The 18,168-nt window shown below is 32.7% G+C and carries 16 protein-coding genes; all 16 read right to left on the reverse strand.

Annotated elements, in window-relative coordinates:
• Positions 1-220 precede the first annotated feature (220 nt).
• The 16 genes from M2651_RS02865 to M2651_RS02940 all read right to left on the reverse strand — a co-directional run bounded on the left by M2651_RS02865 (position 221) and on the right by M2651_RS02940 (position 18,079).
• Positions 221-1,192 (reverse strand): sugar phosphate isomerase/epimerase family protein, encoded by a 972-nt coding sequence (locus M2651_RS02865; protein WP_252130827.1) that lies wholly within the window; start codon positions 1,190-1,192, stop codon positions 221-223.
• An 18-nt stretch (positions 1,193-1,210) separates the two neighbouring features.
• Positions 1,211-1,606: a C-glycoside deglycosidase beta subunit domain-containing protein gene (locus M2651_RS02870; protein ID WP_252130828.1), complete on the reverse strand. Its 396-nt coding sequence runs from the start codon at positions 1,604-1,606 to the stop codon at positions 1,211-1,213.
• Between the two features lie 16 nt (positions 1,607-1,622).
• Positions 1,623-2,177 carry a nitroreductase family protein gene (locus tag M2651_RS02875; protein WP_252130829.1) on the reverse strand — a complete coding sequence of 185 codons (555 nt, stop codon included), beginning with the start codon at positions 2,175-2,177 and terminating at the stop codon, positions 1,623-1,625.
• Between the two features lie 78 nt (positions 2,178-2,255).
• Positions 2,256-3,707, reverse strand: a complete 1,452-nt coding sequence (locus M2651_RS02880; RefSeq protein ID WP_252130830.1) for an FAD-dependent oxidoreductase — start codon at positions 3,705-3,707, stop codon at positions 2,256-2,258.
• Between the two features lie 29 nt (positions 3,708-3,736).
• Positions 3,737-4,690 carry a flavodoxin family protein gene (locus M2651_RS02885; protein ID WP_252130831.1) on the reverse strand — a complete coding sequence of 318 codons (954 nt, stop codon included), beginning with the start codon at positions 4,688-4,690 and terminating at the stop codon, positions 3,737-3,739.
• 119 nt (positions 4,691-4,809) lie between these two features.
• Positions 4,810-6,141, reverse strand: a complete 1,332-nt coding sequence (locus M2651_RS02890) for a hexokinase family protein (RefSeq protein WP_252130832.1) — start codon at positions 6,139-6,141, stop codon at positions 4,810-4,812.
• 19 nt (positions 6,142-6,160) lie between these two features.
• On the reverse strand, positions 6,161-7,075 hold the full coding sequence (locus M2651_RS02895) for a sugar phosphate isomerase/epimerase family protein (protein ID WP_252130902.1): 915 nt from the start codon (positions 7,073-7,075) through the stop codon (positions 6,161-6,163).
• 77 nt (positions 7,076-7,152) lie between these two features.
• Positions 7,153-8,262 (reverse strand): Gfo/Idh/MocA family protein, encoded by a 1,110-nt coding sequence (locus M2651_RS02900; RefSeq protein ID WP_252130833.1) that lies wholly within the window; start codon positions 8,260-8,262, stop codon positions 7,153-7,155.
• Between the two features lie 268 nt (positions 8,263-8,530).
• Entirely contained in the window at positions 8,531-9,589 is a 1,059-nt protein-coding gene (locus tag M2651_RS02905) for a Gfo/Idh/MocA family protein (protein WP_252130834.1), read from the reverse strand.
• A 224-nt stretch (positions 9,590-9,813) separates the two neighbouring features.
• Entirely contained in the window at positions 9,814-10,155 is a 342-nt protein-coding gene (locus M2651_RS02910; RefSeq protein WP_252130835.1) for a nuclear transport factor 2 family protein, read from the reverse strand.
• Between the two features lie 21 nt (positions 10,156-10,176).
• Complete coding sequence (locus M2651_RS02915) at positions 10,177-10,581, reverse strand: C-glycoside deglycosidase beta subunit domain-containing protein (protein WP_252130836.1); 405 nt, start codon at positions 10,579-10,581, stop codon at positions 10,177-10,179.
• Between the two features lie 15 nt (positions 10,582-10,596).
• Complete coding sequence (locus M2651_RS02920; protein WP_252130837.1) at positions 10,597-11,490, reverse strand: sugar phosphate isomerase/epimerase family protein; 894 nt, start codon at positions 11,488-11,490, stop codon at positions 10,597-10,599.
• A gap of 173 nt (positions 11,491-11,663) precedes the next feature.
• Positions 11,664-14,171: a GH39 family glycosyl hydrolase gene (locus tag M2651_RS02925; protein WP_252130838.1), complete on the reverse strand. Its 2,508-nt coding sequence runs from the start codon at positions 14,169-14,171 to the stop codon at positions 11,664-11,666.
• Positions 14,172-14,445: 274 nt separating this feature from the next.
• On the reverse strand, positions 14,446-15,465 hold the full coding sequence (locus M2651_RS02930; RefSeq protein WP_252130839.1) for an ABC transporter permease: 1,020 nt from the start codon (positions 15,463-15,465) through the stop codon (positions 14,446-14,448).
• A gap of 20 nt (positions 15,466-15,485) precedes the next feature.
• Positions 15,486-16,964: a sugar ABC transporter ATP-binding protein gene (locus M2651_RS02935; RefSeq protein WP_252130840.1), complete on the reverse strand. Its 1,479-nt coding sequence runs from the start codon at positions 16,962-16,964 to the stop codon at positions 15,486-15,488.
• Between the two features lie 80 nt (positions 16,965-17,044).
• Positions 17,045-18,079, reverse strand: a complete 1,035-nt coding sequence (locus M2651_RS02940) for a sugar ABC transporter substrate-binding protein (RefSeq protein WP_252130841.1) — start codon at positions 18,077-18,079, stop codon at positions 17,045-17,047.
• Between the last annotated feature and the right edge of the window lie 89 nt (positions 18,080-18,168).

The following is an 18,168-nucleotide window of genomic DNA, read 5'->3' on the forward strand; positions in this document are numbered from 1 at the left end:
TATTATACAGCCACCAATTTAGATATCGTTTACAAGCATAAGAATATAACTTAAAGAACCAATTATTCTGTGATATTATTTTAAACAAAAAAATTCTTGCAATCTTGCCAGTTCTAAACATTATATGGTCATTTTTTGTTATTATGGCAATTAAATACAAAACGGCAGAATATTTACTCTGCCGTTTTAATAATATATTTATTTTTCTAATTGTATAAATTTATTCATATTCCTTTAATATATTCTTTAACAGTACATGCTGTCGTCTTACCTGTTCAACGCTGTCTAAAATACCATACTGCTGTCCTTCATATTCGCTTGACAAATATCCTTTAAATCCATTCTTTGCTAAAATGTTAATTATTTCAGGATAGTCAATTGAAGTGTCTAAGCAATCTTCTCCCATTTTATAAAACTTAGCATGTATATGGTTAGTATAAGGTATAACCTTCATAAGCTCCTTTGGATCTGCATAAGAATAATGAAATGCATTATTAAGCCAAGCTCTATCGTTATCATTTGCACCCATTTTATTAATTTCTTCTAAAGTTGTTTCTTTTTTAGCTCTGTTTTTATAAGCTTCATTTATATAACGTACAATTTTCTCAGTAGCACCAGCTTCAATTGCAGCTTCTGCCTTATATTCAGGAACTTGCTTAACAAATATACTCATATCAGGAACAAAACCAAAATACTTTGTATTATGTTTTTCAATAAATTCAACTCTTTCAGTAAACCACTCAGAATCAATTTTAAGCGGGGAGTGTATTTCTACAGTTAGCTGCAAGTCTAAAGCTTCAGCAAGTGGAAGACATTTTTCAAAAACTTTTAATGGAGTAACCGCAATAGCACGGAAGGTTTTAAATCCCAGTTTATGAGCTAAGCGCATGTCTCTAGCCATTATATCAGCACATTCATCATCACTTAATATACGATGTCTGTACATTTTCCAGTCAATAAAAGCATCAAAACAGGTAGGTTTTGTATTATATTTTTCCATCCAATATTTCCACTTTGCTATAAACTCATCATCTGGACATGGAAAATTTGGAAGCATTTGCTCTCCTAAAAGTTCTACTCCGTCAGCACCTAAATCTGAAACTGCTTTTATACAATCTTCCAAGGTCATTTTTCTTAAAAAATATTCATGTTGATAACTATATAGTGATACACCTCGTTTAATATCTACCATAATACTTACTCCTTTTTACTAAACTAATAAAGTTAATTTCTTACAATCACGATTTATACTTGGCCAAGGCATGTAAGAAATTCTCATCTCTAAATCTAATACTACCTCATGTTCTCCAGATAATAATCCACCTTCTTTTTCAATTATAAACTTACCTACTTCTCCAAATTCGCAGCGCTTATACACAGCACTTTGAAGTTCATCATACGTAAAAGAACAGCCGCCTACCCACACTTTAATCTTATCTTTTGTAAATTCCTCACCATCAACTGTAATCTTATAGTCCTCCATACAGGAAATCATAATTCCTCTATAATAAGGAATTCTAAATCCAACTTCAAAACCACAAGTCTTTCCATTATCGTCAACTACGTTTTTAAAAACGTCTTCAACGAGCATATATTTTGCATTCATATTAATAACTCCTTTCCTATACTCTCGTTACCTTCGTTTCGTCTAATGCATGGGGAGCAGAATTCATGTCTGCATATCCAATTGCAACTGCCGCAACAAACTGATATCCTTTTGGAAATTTAAATTTTTCTTCATAATATGCTTTTTTCTCACCAGTAAAAGCTACTCTCATACCTCCAAGTATAACACTTGAAAGATTCATACTCTGTGCAGCAATAACTATATTTTCAATAGCTATACCACAATCCAGCATATCAAAATGTCCATCTAGTTTAGATGTAACAAATACTATAAGCGGTGCATCAAAGAGTATTTTCTTATTTCTTGAAAGAAGTCTTTCTATAGCAACTTTATCTCCTGAGTTCATTGCTAATTCTACTAAATAATTCTCCAAATCCAGCATACTATCTGTATCTTCTACAAAATTAAAATGCCATGGCTGTCTGTTTGCTGCACTTGGTGCTGCTAATGCAGCTTTCATTAAGGTTTGTATTTGTTCCTCATTCAGCTTTGTACTTTTAAATTTGCGAATTGAGCTTCTTGACATAATAGCATTTATTGTTTCATTCATGATCCTTCTCCTCCATAATAAAATTTTCATATACTTATAATGAAACCACCCATTTATGAGTGGCTTCAATTCTGTAGATTATTCTAATGAGTCAATATAATCAGCAGCATTTTCTCCTGCCATACGCCCGCTGTTTAAAGCATAACCCATTGTATTTCCTGGTAATAAGAACATGTAACTGTCCCCATATATTGTACAAGTATCAGTACCTGCAGCATAAAGACCTTCAATAACTTCAAAATCCTGTGTAACTACTTCTGTTTTATGATTAATCTTTATTCCACCTAATGTTCCATAAGCACCAGGGAAAAATTTAGCTGCATAGAATTTTGCTTTTTTAATTGGTCTCATATACTCTGGACGTTTACCAAAAGCTTCATCTCTGCTTTCGCAAGCGTCATTATATTCATCAATTGTATTTAATAGATTTTCGCAGTTTATTCCTGTTTTCTCAGCTAATTCTTCAATTGAATCAGCAATAAATAAATATGGATTTCCTTGTGCAATTGCAGCCTCAATTTGTTCGTCAAAACCATCTATATATTCTTTGTTCATAACCATACTTAGAACGTCTACACCTTTTTTTATGTAACGTCTTTTAATTGTTTCGTCAATTATCATAAATGCACAGCGATCCTTTTGAATATTAACTGCATTTGCTGCAAAAGTACTGTTTTCAAAGTATTCTTCATTAAAGAAACGCTCTCCCTGCAGGTTTACTAAAAGATTAGGCTGAGTAAATGCAGCATGTATTGTAGGTGTAACACCCTCTCCTGGAAGGCTTATAGCAAGCTCTGCGTTAATATCTGTTTTACCAGCCCCTACTTCCCAAGCCATTTTAATTCCATCTCCAACAAGTCCAGGAATTCTAAATCCAAAAAAGTCTTTTCCATATTCATATCCTGTATACTCTTTTACCATTTCAGCATTGTCACCAAAGCCTCCTGTTGCAATAACTACTGCTTTACAGCTTGCTTTTATCTCTTCACCATCTTTACCTTGAGCTATTACACCAGTTATTTTATTGCCTTCTTTTATAAGAGATTTACCTGGTGTTTCAAAATAAAACTCCACACCTAATTCTAAGGCACGTTCAGTCATACGCTTAATCATTGTTCCAGCAGCTCTTGGTCCTGGTTCTCCTGATTCAGGCTTAACAATATGCCATGTAGGCTCTGAACCTGGAAAGTACTTAGATGCCTTATAAAATTCAACTCCCATATCCTGAAGCCAATCTATAGTATCAGCAGATTTATCAAAATATTTCTTTACAAGATTTGCGTCTACTCTCCAATGTGTATAATTCATAAACATATCAAATGCCTTATTTTTGTCAACAGTGGATAATTCCTTTCTCTGCACACTTGTTCCAAGACCAAGGGGTCCCATTGCCATATTTGCAGCACCGCCTGCAACAGATGCCTTTTCAAATACAATAACTGATTTTCCATTTTCTGCAGCTGAAATTGCAGCCGCTAATCCTGCTGGTCCAGCAGCAACTACTACTACATCACTTCGAAGTTCTTTCATTTTACATTTCCTCCTTAAATATATATCTATTATAAACTCCAGTCTTCACTGAAGTCTTTATATTTTTGCAGCATTACCGGCAATGTATCTTTTACTGCCATTATCTTAGGAATTGCAACATCTTTCATGCCTTGAATCTCATCATAATGCTCTTGAAGACCATTCCTTGTGCTCCTTGCACGATTTTGCTGTTCTTTACTGAATTCTATCTTTAATTGTTCTCCTTGGATTGAAAGTTTGCCAGTTATACCGCAAATCGGACATTCCACTGTTGTAGTTTTATTAACTGTTATCAGGTTATTGTGACATACAGGACATGTACCTTCTTCACCAAACCACTCTACTTCCTCATATGGCTTTCCTATAGCTTCTGCTACTCGGCGTCCTAACTCTCCAGCCTTTTTCATTAAATTTTCATCAAGCACTGGATTAGCTGTTCTACCCATATCATAAGCATCAATATGTCCTACAGGTTTCATCATTAAAGAGAAACCAAATAAATGCATTGTTGGAAGTCCAAGAGAAACCCAATTTTGTGTAACAGCCCCACCCACAGAAATATAACCAACATATTTATTTTTTAATGCACGTTCATCCAACAGCTCACCTCCAGCTGCAATACGTTTCTTTTGTTCCGCTTCAAGAGCTGCACGATCGTGAGCTGGTCCAAAACGGTCAATAAAATTCTTCAACTGTCCTACTGGAGCAACTGCATATACTGGTGCAGCTACAATTATTCCATCTGCATCAAGAACAGCTTGTTCTAATATTTCATAATCATCCTTTATTATGCATTTAATCTGCTTGCCTTTATCTCTTCCAGCACTACAGGCACCACAGCCTTTACAATGTTGTATGTCCATATTTATAGTGCTTATAAATTTAACTTCAGCTCCTGCTTCTTTTGCTTTAAAAAGGGCTTCTTTCACTAAAATTTCACTACATTTCATTGTTCTTCCAAAGGATATTCCTAATACTTTCATCTTTTTTCTCCTTTTTATATTTATTTATAAAACTGGTATCAAGTCTTAATCTAATTTTATTCAACATAAGGAAAAAGTCATGAAAGCAAGCTTTTTTTTCATGACTTTATTCCATTCTGTCAGTTTAACAATCCTGCTATTGCAGTTCCAATAAGAGTGGCATTTTCAGCCTTGATAAATTCACAGTAAATGCCCATCTTGTCATTTAAATATTCCTTTACATAATAATCAAGCTTTCCTCTAAAAAGTTTGGACTTATAAAAGGTTGAACCTTCAGCTGTTACACACACTGGGCTGCAAGGATTTTTTCCTTTTCCTGTTTTCAAAATAACTGAAGCTAAATTTATAGCTACTAGCTTTGCAGATCTTTCAATGATTGCATCGATTATATAATACAATGTTTGCTTATCATTATTGCTTTCATCTATACTTCCAGAATTACTGCACTTTCCAAGTAAAGTATCATTTGAATAAGGATAGTAACAGAAATCGCTTATTTCCTTAGATGAAAGATTTTCAACATTTTTTATATTTTCTTTAAATGCAGAAGAAAATAATCCTTCATCAACTGCTTTTCTTATAACCTCTAATATAAGACCACCCTGATAAGCTCCTGAAATCATTTTCTCAAACTTTTGATTACCTGGATCTGTTGTAGTCTTATCAAAAATTGCATCAATGTTTCCTCTTGCAGCTTTGCCATATCCGCCAGATTCAATATTAATAATTGTTGATCCTTCTGATTGTGCAAGTTTCTTTGACTTCTTTATATTTGTATTTTCTTCAATATAACAGGTATTTGTACCAGTACCTAATATAAAACCAATATAACTTTCAAAGTTTCTGTCAGGGCACTCTGCCTTTCCGCCAAGAAGTGTAGCTACAGTATCGTTAAGAAGCACTATATGTTTATCATCTACATAACCTTTTTCTTTAAGTGCTTTTAATAGGGCAGCTCCTATCTCTTCGCCTATCATATCTCTTACTTTAACTTCTTTATTAAATCTAATAAGTTTACCATCTTTATTTGGAAGTATCTCAGTTGGATAGGAGAAACAGAAACCTATTTTGCTGCTTTTGTGTATAATCGGCTTTAGGTATTCAACTATTGTGTTAAAAAACTCTTCCTTTGACAACTCTCCCTTTGTACCAGGCATATCATAGACTTTGAAATCTTCTATAATCGCTTTTTTATTATCATCAAAGGTAACAACAGCTGCTCTGAAATTTGTACCGCCTGCATCCATAACTATAACAGGTTCATTAACAGGGATATCTCCTTCTGAACTTATATAAGTACAAAGCATTTTAAGAGTAGTATCTTCTTCCCCATTAAGTCCTTTTTCCATATCTTCTATGAATGTATCAATACTCTCATTAATATCTATATTGCTATAATGCATACCGTATTTTTTTAAAAATGCATCTACTTTCTCTCTTATACTAATCATAATTATCTCCTTGATTTAGTTATACAAGAAACTGCCTCATATAGTTTCTGCTTATTATTATTGATTTTTTAACTGATTCTAAAGAATCTTCAAAAGCCTTGTCTTCAACTTCAATACAGGCTGGACCTGTGTATCTTATATCAGTTAAAGCTGATACATATTTTCCCCAATCTACATCTCCAAGTCCTGGAAGTTTTGGTGAAATATATTGAAGCGGTGTAGCCATTATACCTACTTGATCCAGCTTATCCTTGTATACCTTTATATCCTTAAAATGAACATGGAATATTCTATCTTTAAATTCATACACAGGCTTTATATAATCAATCTGCTGCCATACAAAGTGTGATGGATCATAGTTTAATCCCAGGTTTGGACTTGGTATAAGCTCAAACATTCTTCTCCATATGCTTGGAGTTGTTGCAAGATTTAATCCGCCTGGCCATTCATCATTTGTAAAAAGCATAGGACAGTTTTCTATAGCTATTCTCACATTGTTTTCTTCAGCAAGTTTCACTATTGGAGTCCAAACTTCCTTGAAAATTTGAAGATTTTCTTCTACATTCTTGTTTTTATCTCTGCCTATAAAGGTTGTTACAGTATTAATACCAAGGAGACTTGCAGCCTTAATTATCTTTTTAATATGCTCAACGTAAACTTCTCTCTTTTCTAAATCTGGATCTAAAGGATTTGGATAGTATCCTAAAGCTGAAATTTCAACCCCTTTAGATTTTGCATAGTTTTTAATATATGCAGCTTTTTCTTCATTCATATCTGAAACATCTATATGAGTAACACCTGCATATCTTCTTTCAGCCTTACCAACTGGCCAGCACATCATTTCTACACAGGAAAATCCATTTTCTGATGCATATTCTATTACTTCTTCAAAGGTTAAATCTGCCAGTATTGCACTTACAAATCCTAATTTCATCATTATCCTCTCCTTAAACCAATTTATTTCATATGCTGTTATTAAAAAATCCACACAATGTGTGGATTTTTTAGTTTTTAGTCTTCAAACTTAATTTCTTTTCCTGATTCAGCTGATTTATATATTGCATCTAATATTTTTGTTACAACAAATGCCTGCTCCGGTTTAACTAGTGGCTCACCATCATTAATTATAGCTTCAAGCCATTGTTTTGCTTCAATAGTTCCTGGCTCTGATGCTCCGCCTTCAAAATAAGCAATATGTCCTGCTGCTGAATTTTTCTCTTCTGTTAACATCCCATTATGAGCTCTGTTGTAAATTAATTCGTTTTCTGCATAACTCATACCTGATTTTATTTCTGCTCCTGCTTTTGTTCCGCAAAGAGTTGTTGAAGCTTCTTTTGATTCTGTTACATTTAATGCCCAAGCAGCCTCTAAGAAAATAGTTGCTCCATTTTCCATCTTTATAAATCCAAATGCTGAGTCTTCTACTTCATAAGTTTTTGGATCCCATGGTCCAAACATGTTTCCTTCAGGACCATGCTCTAATGTTCCGAGTTTCTGGAATACAGAACCTGTTACTGATACAGGCTTATAGTTATCCATCATCCAAAGTGTTATATCAAGTGCATGTGTTCCGATATCTATTAATGGTCCGCCGCCTTGAAGTGATTTATCTGGGAAAACACCCCATGTTGGAACTGCTCTTCTTCTAACTGCATGAGCTTTAGCAAAATAAATATCACCTAGCTCGTCCTTTTCGCAGGCTGCATGTAAAGATTGTACTTCTGGACGGAATCTGTTTTGGTATCCAATTGTGAATTTCTTACCTGACTTTTTCCAAGCATCTATCATTGCCTTAGCAGCTTCTGTGTTGTGAGCCATTGGCTTTTCGCACATTACATGCTTTCCAGCTTCAAATGCAGCTACAGTTATTGGACTGTGTGATACGTTTGGAGTTAATACATGAACTACATCAATTGATTCATCTTTTAATAATTCATTATAGTCAGTATAAACCTTTGCATCTTCTGTACCATATTCTTTTGCTGCCTTTACTGCTCTTTCTTCAATTATGTCACAAAAAGCAACTATTTCGCATAAATCCTTGTTGAACTTCAATGCTGGAAGATGCTTGTTATTTGCAATACCTCCACAACCTATTATTCCCACTTTTAGTTTACCCATTTTTATTACCTCACTTTTTTATTAATTTTATTATTACTTCATTAATGCTATTATAGCTTTTTAATATATGAAAACGCATTCTATTAATTGTCCATTTATGCTAATAATTTTGTCTTTAAATGAATTTTTTTCTATATGCATTCTAAAAAGATTAAAAAATTGAATAAAATTATTAATCTAAAGCATATGACTTTTAATCTCAAAAAATAAACAAAGCGTATTACAAATAATATACATACTGCAATACGCTTTACTAATCAAATTTTATTTATTCAAAATCAACACTTTTTCCTGTTTCTGCTGATTTTCTTGCTGCTTCCATTACAGCAAGAACTCTTCTTACCTGATCTGGCTTTACAATAAATTCTTCTTCACCTTTTAATGCCTTCAGGAAGTTTTCAAAATACATGATGTGATCAACATCAACCTGTGGTAAATCCTCTGTTACTAAAACACCTGGCTGTGGCGGTCCAAAGGAACGTGTAGGACCTGATGCAGTCATAGTAGTTTTGCCAGGTACATTTGTAAGCAGTCTTGTAGTTCTTGCAATCTTTCCAACTGGATCAAAACCGTCAAGGTACATGCTTCCTTTGTTTCCTCCAATAAACCAGTGACGTTCAAACCATTTTTCTTTGTCTGCAAGGAAGTAAGTACCAAGTTCAACTTCTCCAACTATACCATTTTCGAATCTGAAAATGATTTTAAAGTAATCATCTACTTCTTCATTTATAACATTACGCACATCTGCAAAAATAGTTTTTATTTTAGAATCTACCATCCAAAGCAGCTGGTCTATTAAATGTACTCCCCAGTCATACAACATACCGCCGCCGTATTTTTTATAAACATGCCAATCGTGCATGTTTCCGTTAATTCCATAAAGCATAGTCTGAATTGTGTATACATCGCCAACCATATTATTGTCGTAAACTTCTTTTGAAATGCGGAAGTCTTTATCCCAGCGTCTCTGCTGATGAACAGAGAATTTAACACCGCTTTCTTTAACTACTTCCATCATCTCATCAAATTCTTCAACTGATAATGCTGCAGGCTTTTCCAGAAGAATATGCTTTCCTGCCTTTGCTGCTTTAATAACAGCTTCTTTGTGTACATGATTGCTGACAGATAAAATAACTACATCAATTTCTTTTATTGCAAGCAGCTCATCCATACTCTTAAATACTTTTACCCCTTCTGGTGCATCTGACAATTTTTCATCATCTATATCACAAACTGCCACTAATTCTGCTTCTTCCAATTTTGCTAAAGTATTTGCGTGAACATGTCCCATAAATCCAAATCCAATTATTCCAAACTTTATGCTCATAGCCTTATCAACTCCTTTATTTTTTATATAATCTTTTATAACCAACTATAGCTTAATTATATATCAAACTTTTATGTAATGCATTGCAAATATTATTTAATTATATATTGAAATTTAACTTAAACTTATATTACAAAATAAATATAAAAAAGCAGGTTAAAATCTAAAATATAAATTTTAACCTATTCTTTTCATAACACTAATTTTAAATTTTATATCCTTAATTATTTAACACAAGGCTGTAATACATCCCAATGCTCTGCCAGTTTTCCATCTTGTATCCTGTATATATCCACTACTCTGCATTTTGTATTACCCTCTGAGTCTATATTTTTTAAATAAACTGCAATCATATCATCTTCTGAAATCATCTTTTCAATTCTTAAACAAAATTCAGGGTTCTCAATAAATTTATTAGCAAAAGCCTCCATCAAAGCTTTTCTTCCTTGTCCTACTCCTGGATTATGCTGTATATAATCTTCTCTTACATACTTTTCAGCTGCCTCAATATTGTGATCATTAAAAAACTCTTGATAAAATGCTGTAACAAGTTCTTTATTATTCATTATTATTCTCCTCTTTTCTATCTATACTAAAATTAATGTTCTTTTATGCAGTTTACTGCTAATAAGCTCATCCATAACAGGAGGCATATAGGAAGAACTGTATGCATAGCTAAGCGTAATATCATGAACTCCCTGCTCTAAACCGCCTTCTTTGAAAACAGTAAGAGTTGCCAGTTCTAATAGTCCCCAATGAACATCTCCTAATTCATACATTTCATCCTGCTTGTAAGTCACTCCATTTATAGTCCAAGTAATCTGATCACCAGTGAAAGTTTCTCCATCAACCTTTACAGTAGCCGGACGAAGCTGTGAAAGCCATAACCCTCTATAATACAAAGACCTGATATTAAATTGAAATCCTACAACTTTTCCATCACGCTCCACGTTTCTAAATCCTCTTGATTGAATACACTCTTTTTCAAGCATAGTTTTTCTCCCTCCTTATTCACCCAATAATCGTTTCAGCATTATATGATGTCTGCGCAATTGTTCTGAAGCACCTCCAGTAATTCTTGCTTTTGGTCCCTCATACTCGCTTAACAAATATCCATCCCAATTATTTTTTATTAAAGTGTTTACAATCTCTTCATATGGAATAGTCATCTCTTTAAAATCTTCTGACATCTTCAAAAATTTAGCATGACAACAGTATACATATGGAAGCAATGGGATAATATCTTCAACCGGGCTATGATCGCAGGGAGGCATTACAAAGCCGTCAGGCCCTATTTCTCCTGGTAAAAGAGAACCAGTCTGAAATACACTAAAATCAATATTAAGCCCAAAGTACTTAGTACCTGTCTGCTCAATAAATTCTATATAATCATCAACTATTTTTGATTTTAAAACCGTAGGTGCGTGAATTTCAGGACACATTCGCACATTATATTCTTCTGCCAAAGGCAGAGCCATTTTTATAAATTCTCTCCAATTTGATACAGGTGTCAGATTATCATCAATAACACCTAATTTTGTTCGAAGTATGGTAAATCCTAATCTGTTAGCTATTTTAAAATCACGTACCAGCATATCATAGGATTCTTTAGTTGTTAGTTCTCTTCCTTTATAAAGACGTGAATCCACCCAGTGACCATATTCAACTGGTATAATATCATATTTTTCAATTAGTTTATCCCAGTTTTCCAGCCATTCTTCACTAGGGTTTGGGTAACCTTCCACATGTGAATTACCTAAGATTTCTAAACCTCTTGCTCCCATATCCTGCATTTCAGCAAGCATATCTTCTAAATTCATTGTAACTCCATATTCTCCCTGATAGCTGTAAATGGATACACCTCGTTTTGGCTTTCCTGTTTTTTTTAAATTATTATCCATATTACTTATAACCCCTTTTTTAGTATTTTTTTAATTATATATCAACTTCTAATGTAAACGCATTCTTCCTTTTGTCTAATTATATTTAAAACCTTAATATATTCTCATATTTGAACCATAATTAACAAAAAACAGGTTAAAATTTAATATGTAAATTTTAACCTGTTAAACAATTAATTATATTCAAATGTAATTTCAAATAAATTTACTTCATGTGGTTCAAGAAGACTCTCTATTTTTAACTCCTCCGCACTTTCAATATAGAAAATTGTTTGCTGCGGCACACAAATTTGCTTTAAATAGTCAATTTCAGCTTTTCTAAGATTATAAATGGCATTCATCTTCAACCATTCATCAAAAATACTTCCATGTTCTCTGTTTAATGTATATTTTTTTATTCTATAACGTCCAGTTCTTATTCCTTTTAGGATAATATTTAACTGCAGATTTTGCTGGTCTTCAAAAATACTGTAGTACTTATCCAAGCTTACAGAAGTTTCTTCATTTAAGCAGTACATATAATCAAAATGCTTGTAGTTATAAGTTATTATTTCATAATTATATAAGGATTTACTAGTTATTATGTAACCATCACCTTTTTTTATAAGTGTACTACCTAGGCTTGCTAACATCTGATAAGCATAAAATCCCGGTTTTCTAATGCCGTTTGCACTAATCAGTCCCATATCTCCATAAAGTAGTGTCTTGGAATCTTTTAATTCCCCGGAAATATCTGAACAGAACCAGTAGCCAAAGCTTTTTGCAGCATCTAAAGTATCAACAATGTTTTTTACTATATATGCTCCTTTAAAAGTTGTATCATTAGCAGGCTGTCGATGAGATACACTGCAGTTCCACTCAGTAACATGTATTTCCGGAATAACAATTCCTGAAGTTTTTAACATTTTACGAACTGCATTTAAGTACATTGTAGTATAGTTCCTGTCTCTTGAAGGAAGTAATCGCGGCAAATTACTATCTGAGTTAGCTTTTTTATCCTCAATTACATCATAAGGATATAAATATATAGAAAAGAAATCAGGTATAACTCCGCTTTTTTCCCATTGTTCTAATAACTTTGGAACCCATTTTATATTCATTTCCGGATTTAAACCTGGTCCCCCAACTTTTGCATTAGGAACTATTTGTTTTATAACCCTATAATAATTCAGGAAGATTTCCATGTATTTATCAAAACTTCCTTCCCAGAAGCTATATTGCTTTTCTCCTTCCTTCCAAATTTCAAAGTACCACTGTGATACCTCACCTATACCATATCGATTGACACAATGTATAATAAATTTTTCCAGCCTATCTAAATATTCTTTACCAGTTCTTCGTTTACGTGATGCACTTTTAAAATACATAATCTTATCAGATGCGATATTTAATACTTTTGCTTTATTTCCTAACTCAATAAACGGCTTTAATCCTATGCTGTATAAAAAATCAATAAGCTTATCTATTTTATTAAAATTATAATTTGATTCTTCCTCTTGCTGCTGTTCACCGTCTATAAGCATTTCATCACTAAAGACACCTTGAAATCTTGCATATTTAAATTTAATTGTACTTTGTATATCAATTAAATGCTGCTGCATATCAGACCTTAATCCATCAGGTGCATATCCTAAGTTTATAAGGTTTTTCCAGGAATGATTAGTTTGTCCTGCCTTATCAGCATTTATGTCTACAATTATATCTCTTTTTATTACTGAATCCTGCTGTGGAAGCCTATTATTAAGCTCCTCATCAGCAGCAACATATTTCGTTAACTGCTCAGCAGCCTTTTCATATTCAACCTGTATAATCTCTGAATATATGTTTTCGCTCTCCTCAGTAACTGATTGTTTTTTTCTGATTTGATTTCTATACTCTGCAGGTGTAGTATTATATTCTTCCTTAAAGCTTTTATTGAAAGCAACTAAATTAGGAAATCCATTGTTCATGGCAATTTTAGTAACAGAATGATCTGTTCTTATTAATTCCTTTACTGCCTGTGCTAAACGAAATCTATTTAAATACTTAGAAAACGTTATACCCATCTGTGCTTTAAAAAATTTGGATAAATATTCCGGTGTCAAATATTGTGAATTTGCAACATCGTGAAGTGAAATCTGCTGATTATAATTTTGTTTGATATAAACCAGAATATTGTTCATTCGTTCATTGTATTTATTATTTTGAACATCTGTTAAATAATTTTCCTGAGAATCAGCTATTAAAAAATTTAAATTTAACAGATATATTAGTCTATATAATAAGGACATAATCTGCAGCTCATAATTATCTTCCCTATTTGAGTATTCATACATAATTTTAGCTAATATTTTTCTTATAGTATCATATTTTTCATTTTTATTCAGAGAAGAATTACACAAATACAAGCTCTGTTCTTTTTTTGATGCCTGGCTAAAAAATTCATAATCAACCTGCATAAATAAAACTAAGTTTTCTTTAACACCTTGGATTTCATAGATATCACCATTATTAATCAATACAACATCAGCTTCAGTTAACTTGTAATGTTGATTATTTATTACTGTATTCAGCTCACCCTTTAAAACAAATAAAAATTCTATATTTTTCTGAATATTAGCAGGTATTTTCATAACATTGCTTAAATGTACTGTAAGCGGTAATCCAGAAACCATATCTTTTTTATCTTTATTGTCAAACATATGATATCCCCTCTAAACTTTAGTAAATAAGTTCATTAAATCTAGATTATTTATTATATTATATATTTAATTATAATATAAAATCTATATTTAAAAAAAACAAAAATCTTAAAAAATACTAGATTTTTATCCACCGTTTAATTATAACTATATAAGTAAGCATCTTTATTGATAAAAAGAACAGGCTAAAATTCACATAGTATTTTAACCTGTTCCTTTGCTATTTGTATTCAATTAATCTAAGAATATAAGAATTCATGTTATTGTTTTATTGCTAAGCAGCTTTCTGTGCCTTCTTTACTTTAATCTGTTTCTGGTATGTGTCATAACCGATAGCTGCAAGAAGTATTATACCTTTTGCAACATATTGCGGATAGATACCCATTCCAACAAGCTGCATTCCGTTTGCTAGTACTCCAAGTATTAAAACTGCTACAACTACATTGGATATCTTGCCTTCACCGCCGGCAAAGCTTATTCCTCCAAGTACTGCTCCTGTTATACAGGTAAATACTGCATCTCCTCCCATACCTGCATTTGCACTTCCTGTTCTTGCAGTTAATATTATACCTGCAACAGCTATAAACATACCTGCTATCATAAAGGCAGCAACAGATATGAATTCGATATTTATACCTGCAAGTCTTGCAGCTTCTTTGTTACCACCCACTGCATATATATATCTTCCAAAATAAGTCTTATTAAGTATAAAGCTTGCAATTAGTACCATAACAACCATTATGATAACACAAATTGGTATTCCGAAAACATACCGCTGTCCAATAGCTTTAAAGCTGATTGGAAGATTAAAATAAGACTTAGAATTAGATATTAAATAAGCTATACCCTGATAAATTGTCATAGTACCTAATGTAACAACCATTGTATGAACATTTAATATGTTTGAAAAATAACCATTTATAAATCCTAAAAGAGCACCTGTTACTATACCTAGTAAAACACAGAGCCAAACTGGCAGCTGAACCTGCAGCATTAATATACATGTTACTATTGACACTAATGATATTTGGTAGGAAACAGAAAGGTCTGCACCACCTGCAATCATTATTAGTGAAATACCAATTGTAGCCACTATAACATAAGCATTCTGCACAAATACATTTGTAAGGTTTGACACAGTTAAAAATTTATCTGATGCCACTCCAAATACTGCAATTGCAAGAATTAACACACATATGAGATAATATTTTTTTAATATTCTAAAAAATAATCCAGTTGATTTTTCTGATGCCATTGTTTTTCCAGTTGTAACAACTTGTCCTTTTCCACTCATTTTTTATTTCATCTCCTTCTTTATTGTCCAGAAGCCAGTTCAAGTATATAATTCTGATCAAACTGTTCCTTTTGTACTTCCCCTGCAATTTTTCCTTCACTTAAAACTATGATTCTATCTGACATTCCTAGAAGTTCTTCCATATCTGAACTAATCATAATAATTGCTTTTCCTTCATTAGCCAGCCTATTCATTAATTCATAAATTTCATGCTTTGCACCAACATCTATACCTCTTGTCGGTTCATCAAAAATTATTATATTCGAATCTGTAGCCAAAACCTTAGCAAGAACAACTTTTTGCTGGTTTCCTCCAGATAAATTCATAACTAATTGATCTATATATGGAGTCTTAATAGCTAATTCACTTATATATTTCTTAGCCTGATTTTCTGCTGCTTTTTCATCAACAACTCCATTTTTGCACAACTTTCTTATATTTGATATACATATATTCCAATCAATACCCTTAGTTAAAAAAGCCCCCTGCTGCTTTCTATCTTCCGGGATTAGTCCTATACCAAGTTCAATAGCCTCTTTTGGAGAACGTACATTAACCTTTTTACCATCTATTAAAATTTCACCGGTTTCAAGCTTATCCGCTCCAAAAATCATTCTGGCAAGCTCTGTACGTCCAGCCCCTACCAAACCGGCAAATCCAAGAATTTCACCCTTATTAACATAAAAACTTATATCTTTATCTCCGTTACCAGATAAATTTTTTACTTCCAAAGCCTTTTCATTTGTAATTCTGCTTCTTTTTGGATAACTTTCTGCAAGCTCTCTTCCAACCATAAGCTGAATAAGTTCTTTTCTATTTGTTTCTGATGTAATCTTTGTATCAATATATTTTCCGTCACGCATGATACTTACTCTGTCTGAAATACTGAAAATCTCTTCCATACGGTGTGAGATATAAACTATTGTTATCCCTCTGCTTTTTAAATTCTCTATTATCTTAAAAAGACTCTCTACTTCATTCACTGTAAGTGGTGCAGTAGGTTCATCCATAACGATAAGTTTTGCATTTTTTGAAATTGCTTTTGCTATTTCAACAAGCTGCTGCTGTGCTGTTGGCAGTTCGCTTACAAGCTTATCTGGGTCAATGCTTATATTCATTGTTTCAAAAACATCCAAAGCTTTTTTTCTAAGCACTTTAAAATCAACTAATTTTCCTGTCACTTCTCCAAAACATATATTTTCAGCTACTGTAAGTCCAGGAATAAGATTAAATTCCTGATATATAACCTCTACCCCATGCTGTCTTGAAACTTTTGGTGTCATTTTTTCATATTTCATACCGTCTACTTCAATATACCCTTCATCTGGAACAACTGCCCCGCTTATAGTTTTAATTAATGTAGACTTGCCAGCACCATTTTCTCCTACTAGAGCATGTACTTCACCTTTATAGAAAGACATTGATAAATTATCAATAGCAACAACACCTGGATACCTTTTTGTTATATTATTAAGTGATAAAGCTACTTCTTTGCCCATAACGCCTACCTTCTTTCTATTAGATTAAGTGTTTCAGTATTATTAACTGAAACACTTAATCTGAGTATTATATTTATTGATTAATGTTTAAAGCTTGCAATATTGTCTACATCAATTTCATCGATTTTTGCAAAATCGTCTTTTTGATATTGCTCACCATTAAGCATTTTAATTGAATTACTTACTATATTATCAAAAGCAGCCATAATATCTCCGCCTAACTGTGCAGTTCCACGTAATACTGACTTATTATCTTTTGAATCTTCAATAGCTTTTGTAACTTCTGTTGTTAACTCTGAACCAAAAACTCCAAATTTTGATTTATCTTTTATAAGTGAGTTTGGACTCATTGCATAGGAGTTAACTCCTATAGCCATTGATCCGTTATAGCATAATATTACATTTGTCTCTGGATTTGTCTGCATTAAATTCTCAGTTGCTTTTAATGCTGTATCTGTATTATTGTCTCCAAGCTCAACTGTTTTAGTGATTTTAACTTTCTTGTTCTTTTCAGCTATACTTGCTAAAGCCTTTGAACGTGCTGCTGCATCTGGGTTTCCGCTGTAAGAGAATATAACAGCATTAACTGTTTTATCACCTGCACTTGCAAATGCTTTATCAACCCATTTTGATGCAAGATTTGCAATTGATTCACCTACTTTACTTTCATCGCTTCCCATGAAAGCGTCATATGAACCTGTATTAGTAGTAAAAGCATAAATCTTTACGCCTTTTTCCATAGCTTTTTTACAAACATCTGTTACGCTTGTATTTTCAACAGCCATAACTATTATTTCTGATGCACCCATAGTTATAAAGTTTTCTATTTGTTCTATTTGTTTCTGTGAATTCCCATCTGCTGAAGCAGATTCAAACTTATATCCTGCAGCCTTAAATCTATCGCCTAATTGCTTTTCAACCATTGCCATAAAATCATTTTGAGTAGTTGAGATTGCTAAAGCAATTAAAGTATCCTTTGGCTCTTTTTTAGCAGCTGCTTGAGTAGATGTGCCTGAAGAGCTATTAGCTGGAGCAGTATTTGTTTTTTGTCCGCATCCTGCTAATACTCCTGTAAGCATTAATGATGCAATTAATACACTTAGAAATTTTTTCATATTTTTTATTCCCCCTTATGTTTCTATAGGACATAAAGATTATCAATCCTTATGCCACCTACGTTTTAGGTACAAGCTTATTGTAAGGT

Origin of the sequence: Clostridium caldaquaticum (assembly GCF_023806125.1) — a bacterium.
Lineage (GTDB): Bacteria > Bacillota > Clostridia > Clostridiales > Clostridiaceae > Clostridium_AT > Clostridium_AT caldaquaticum.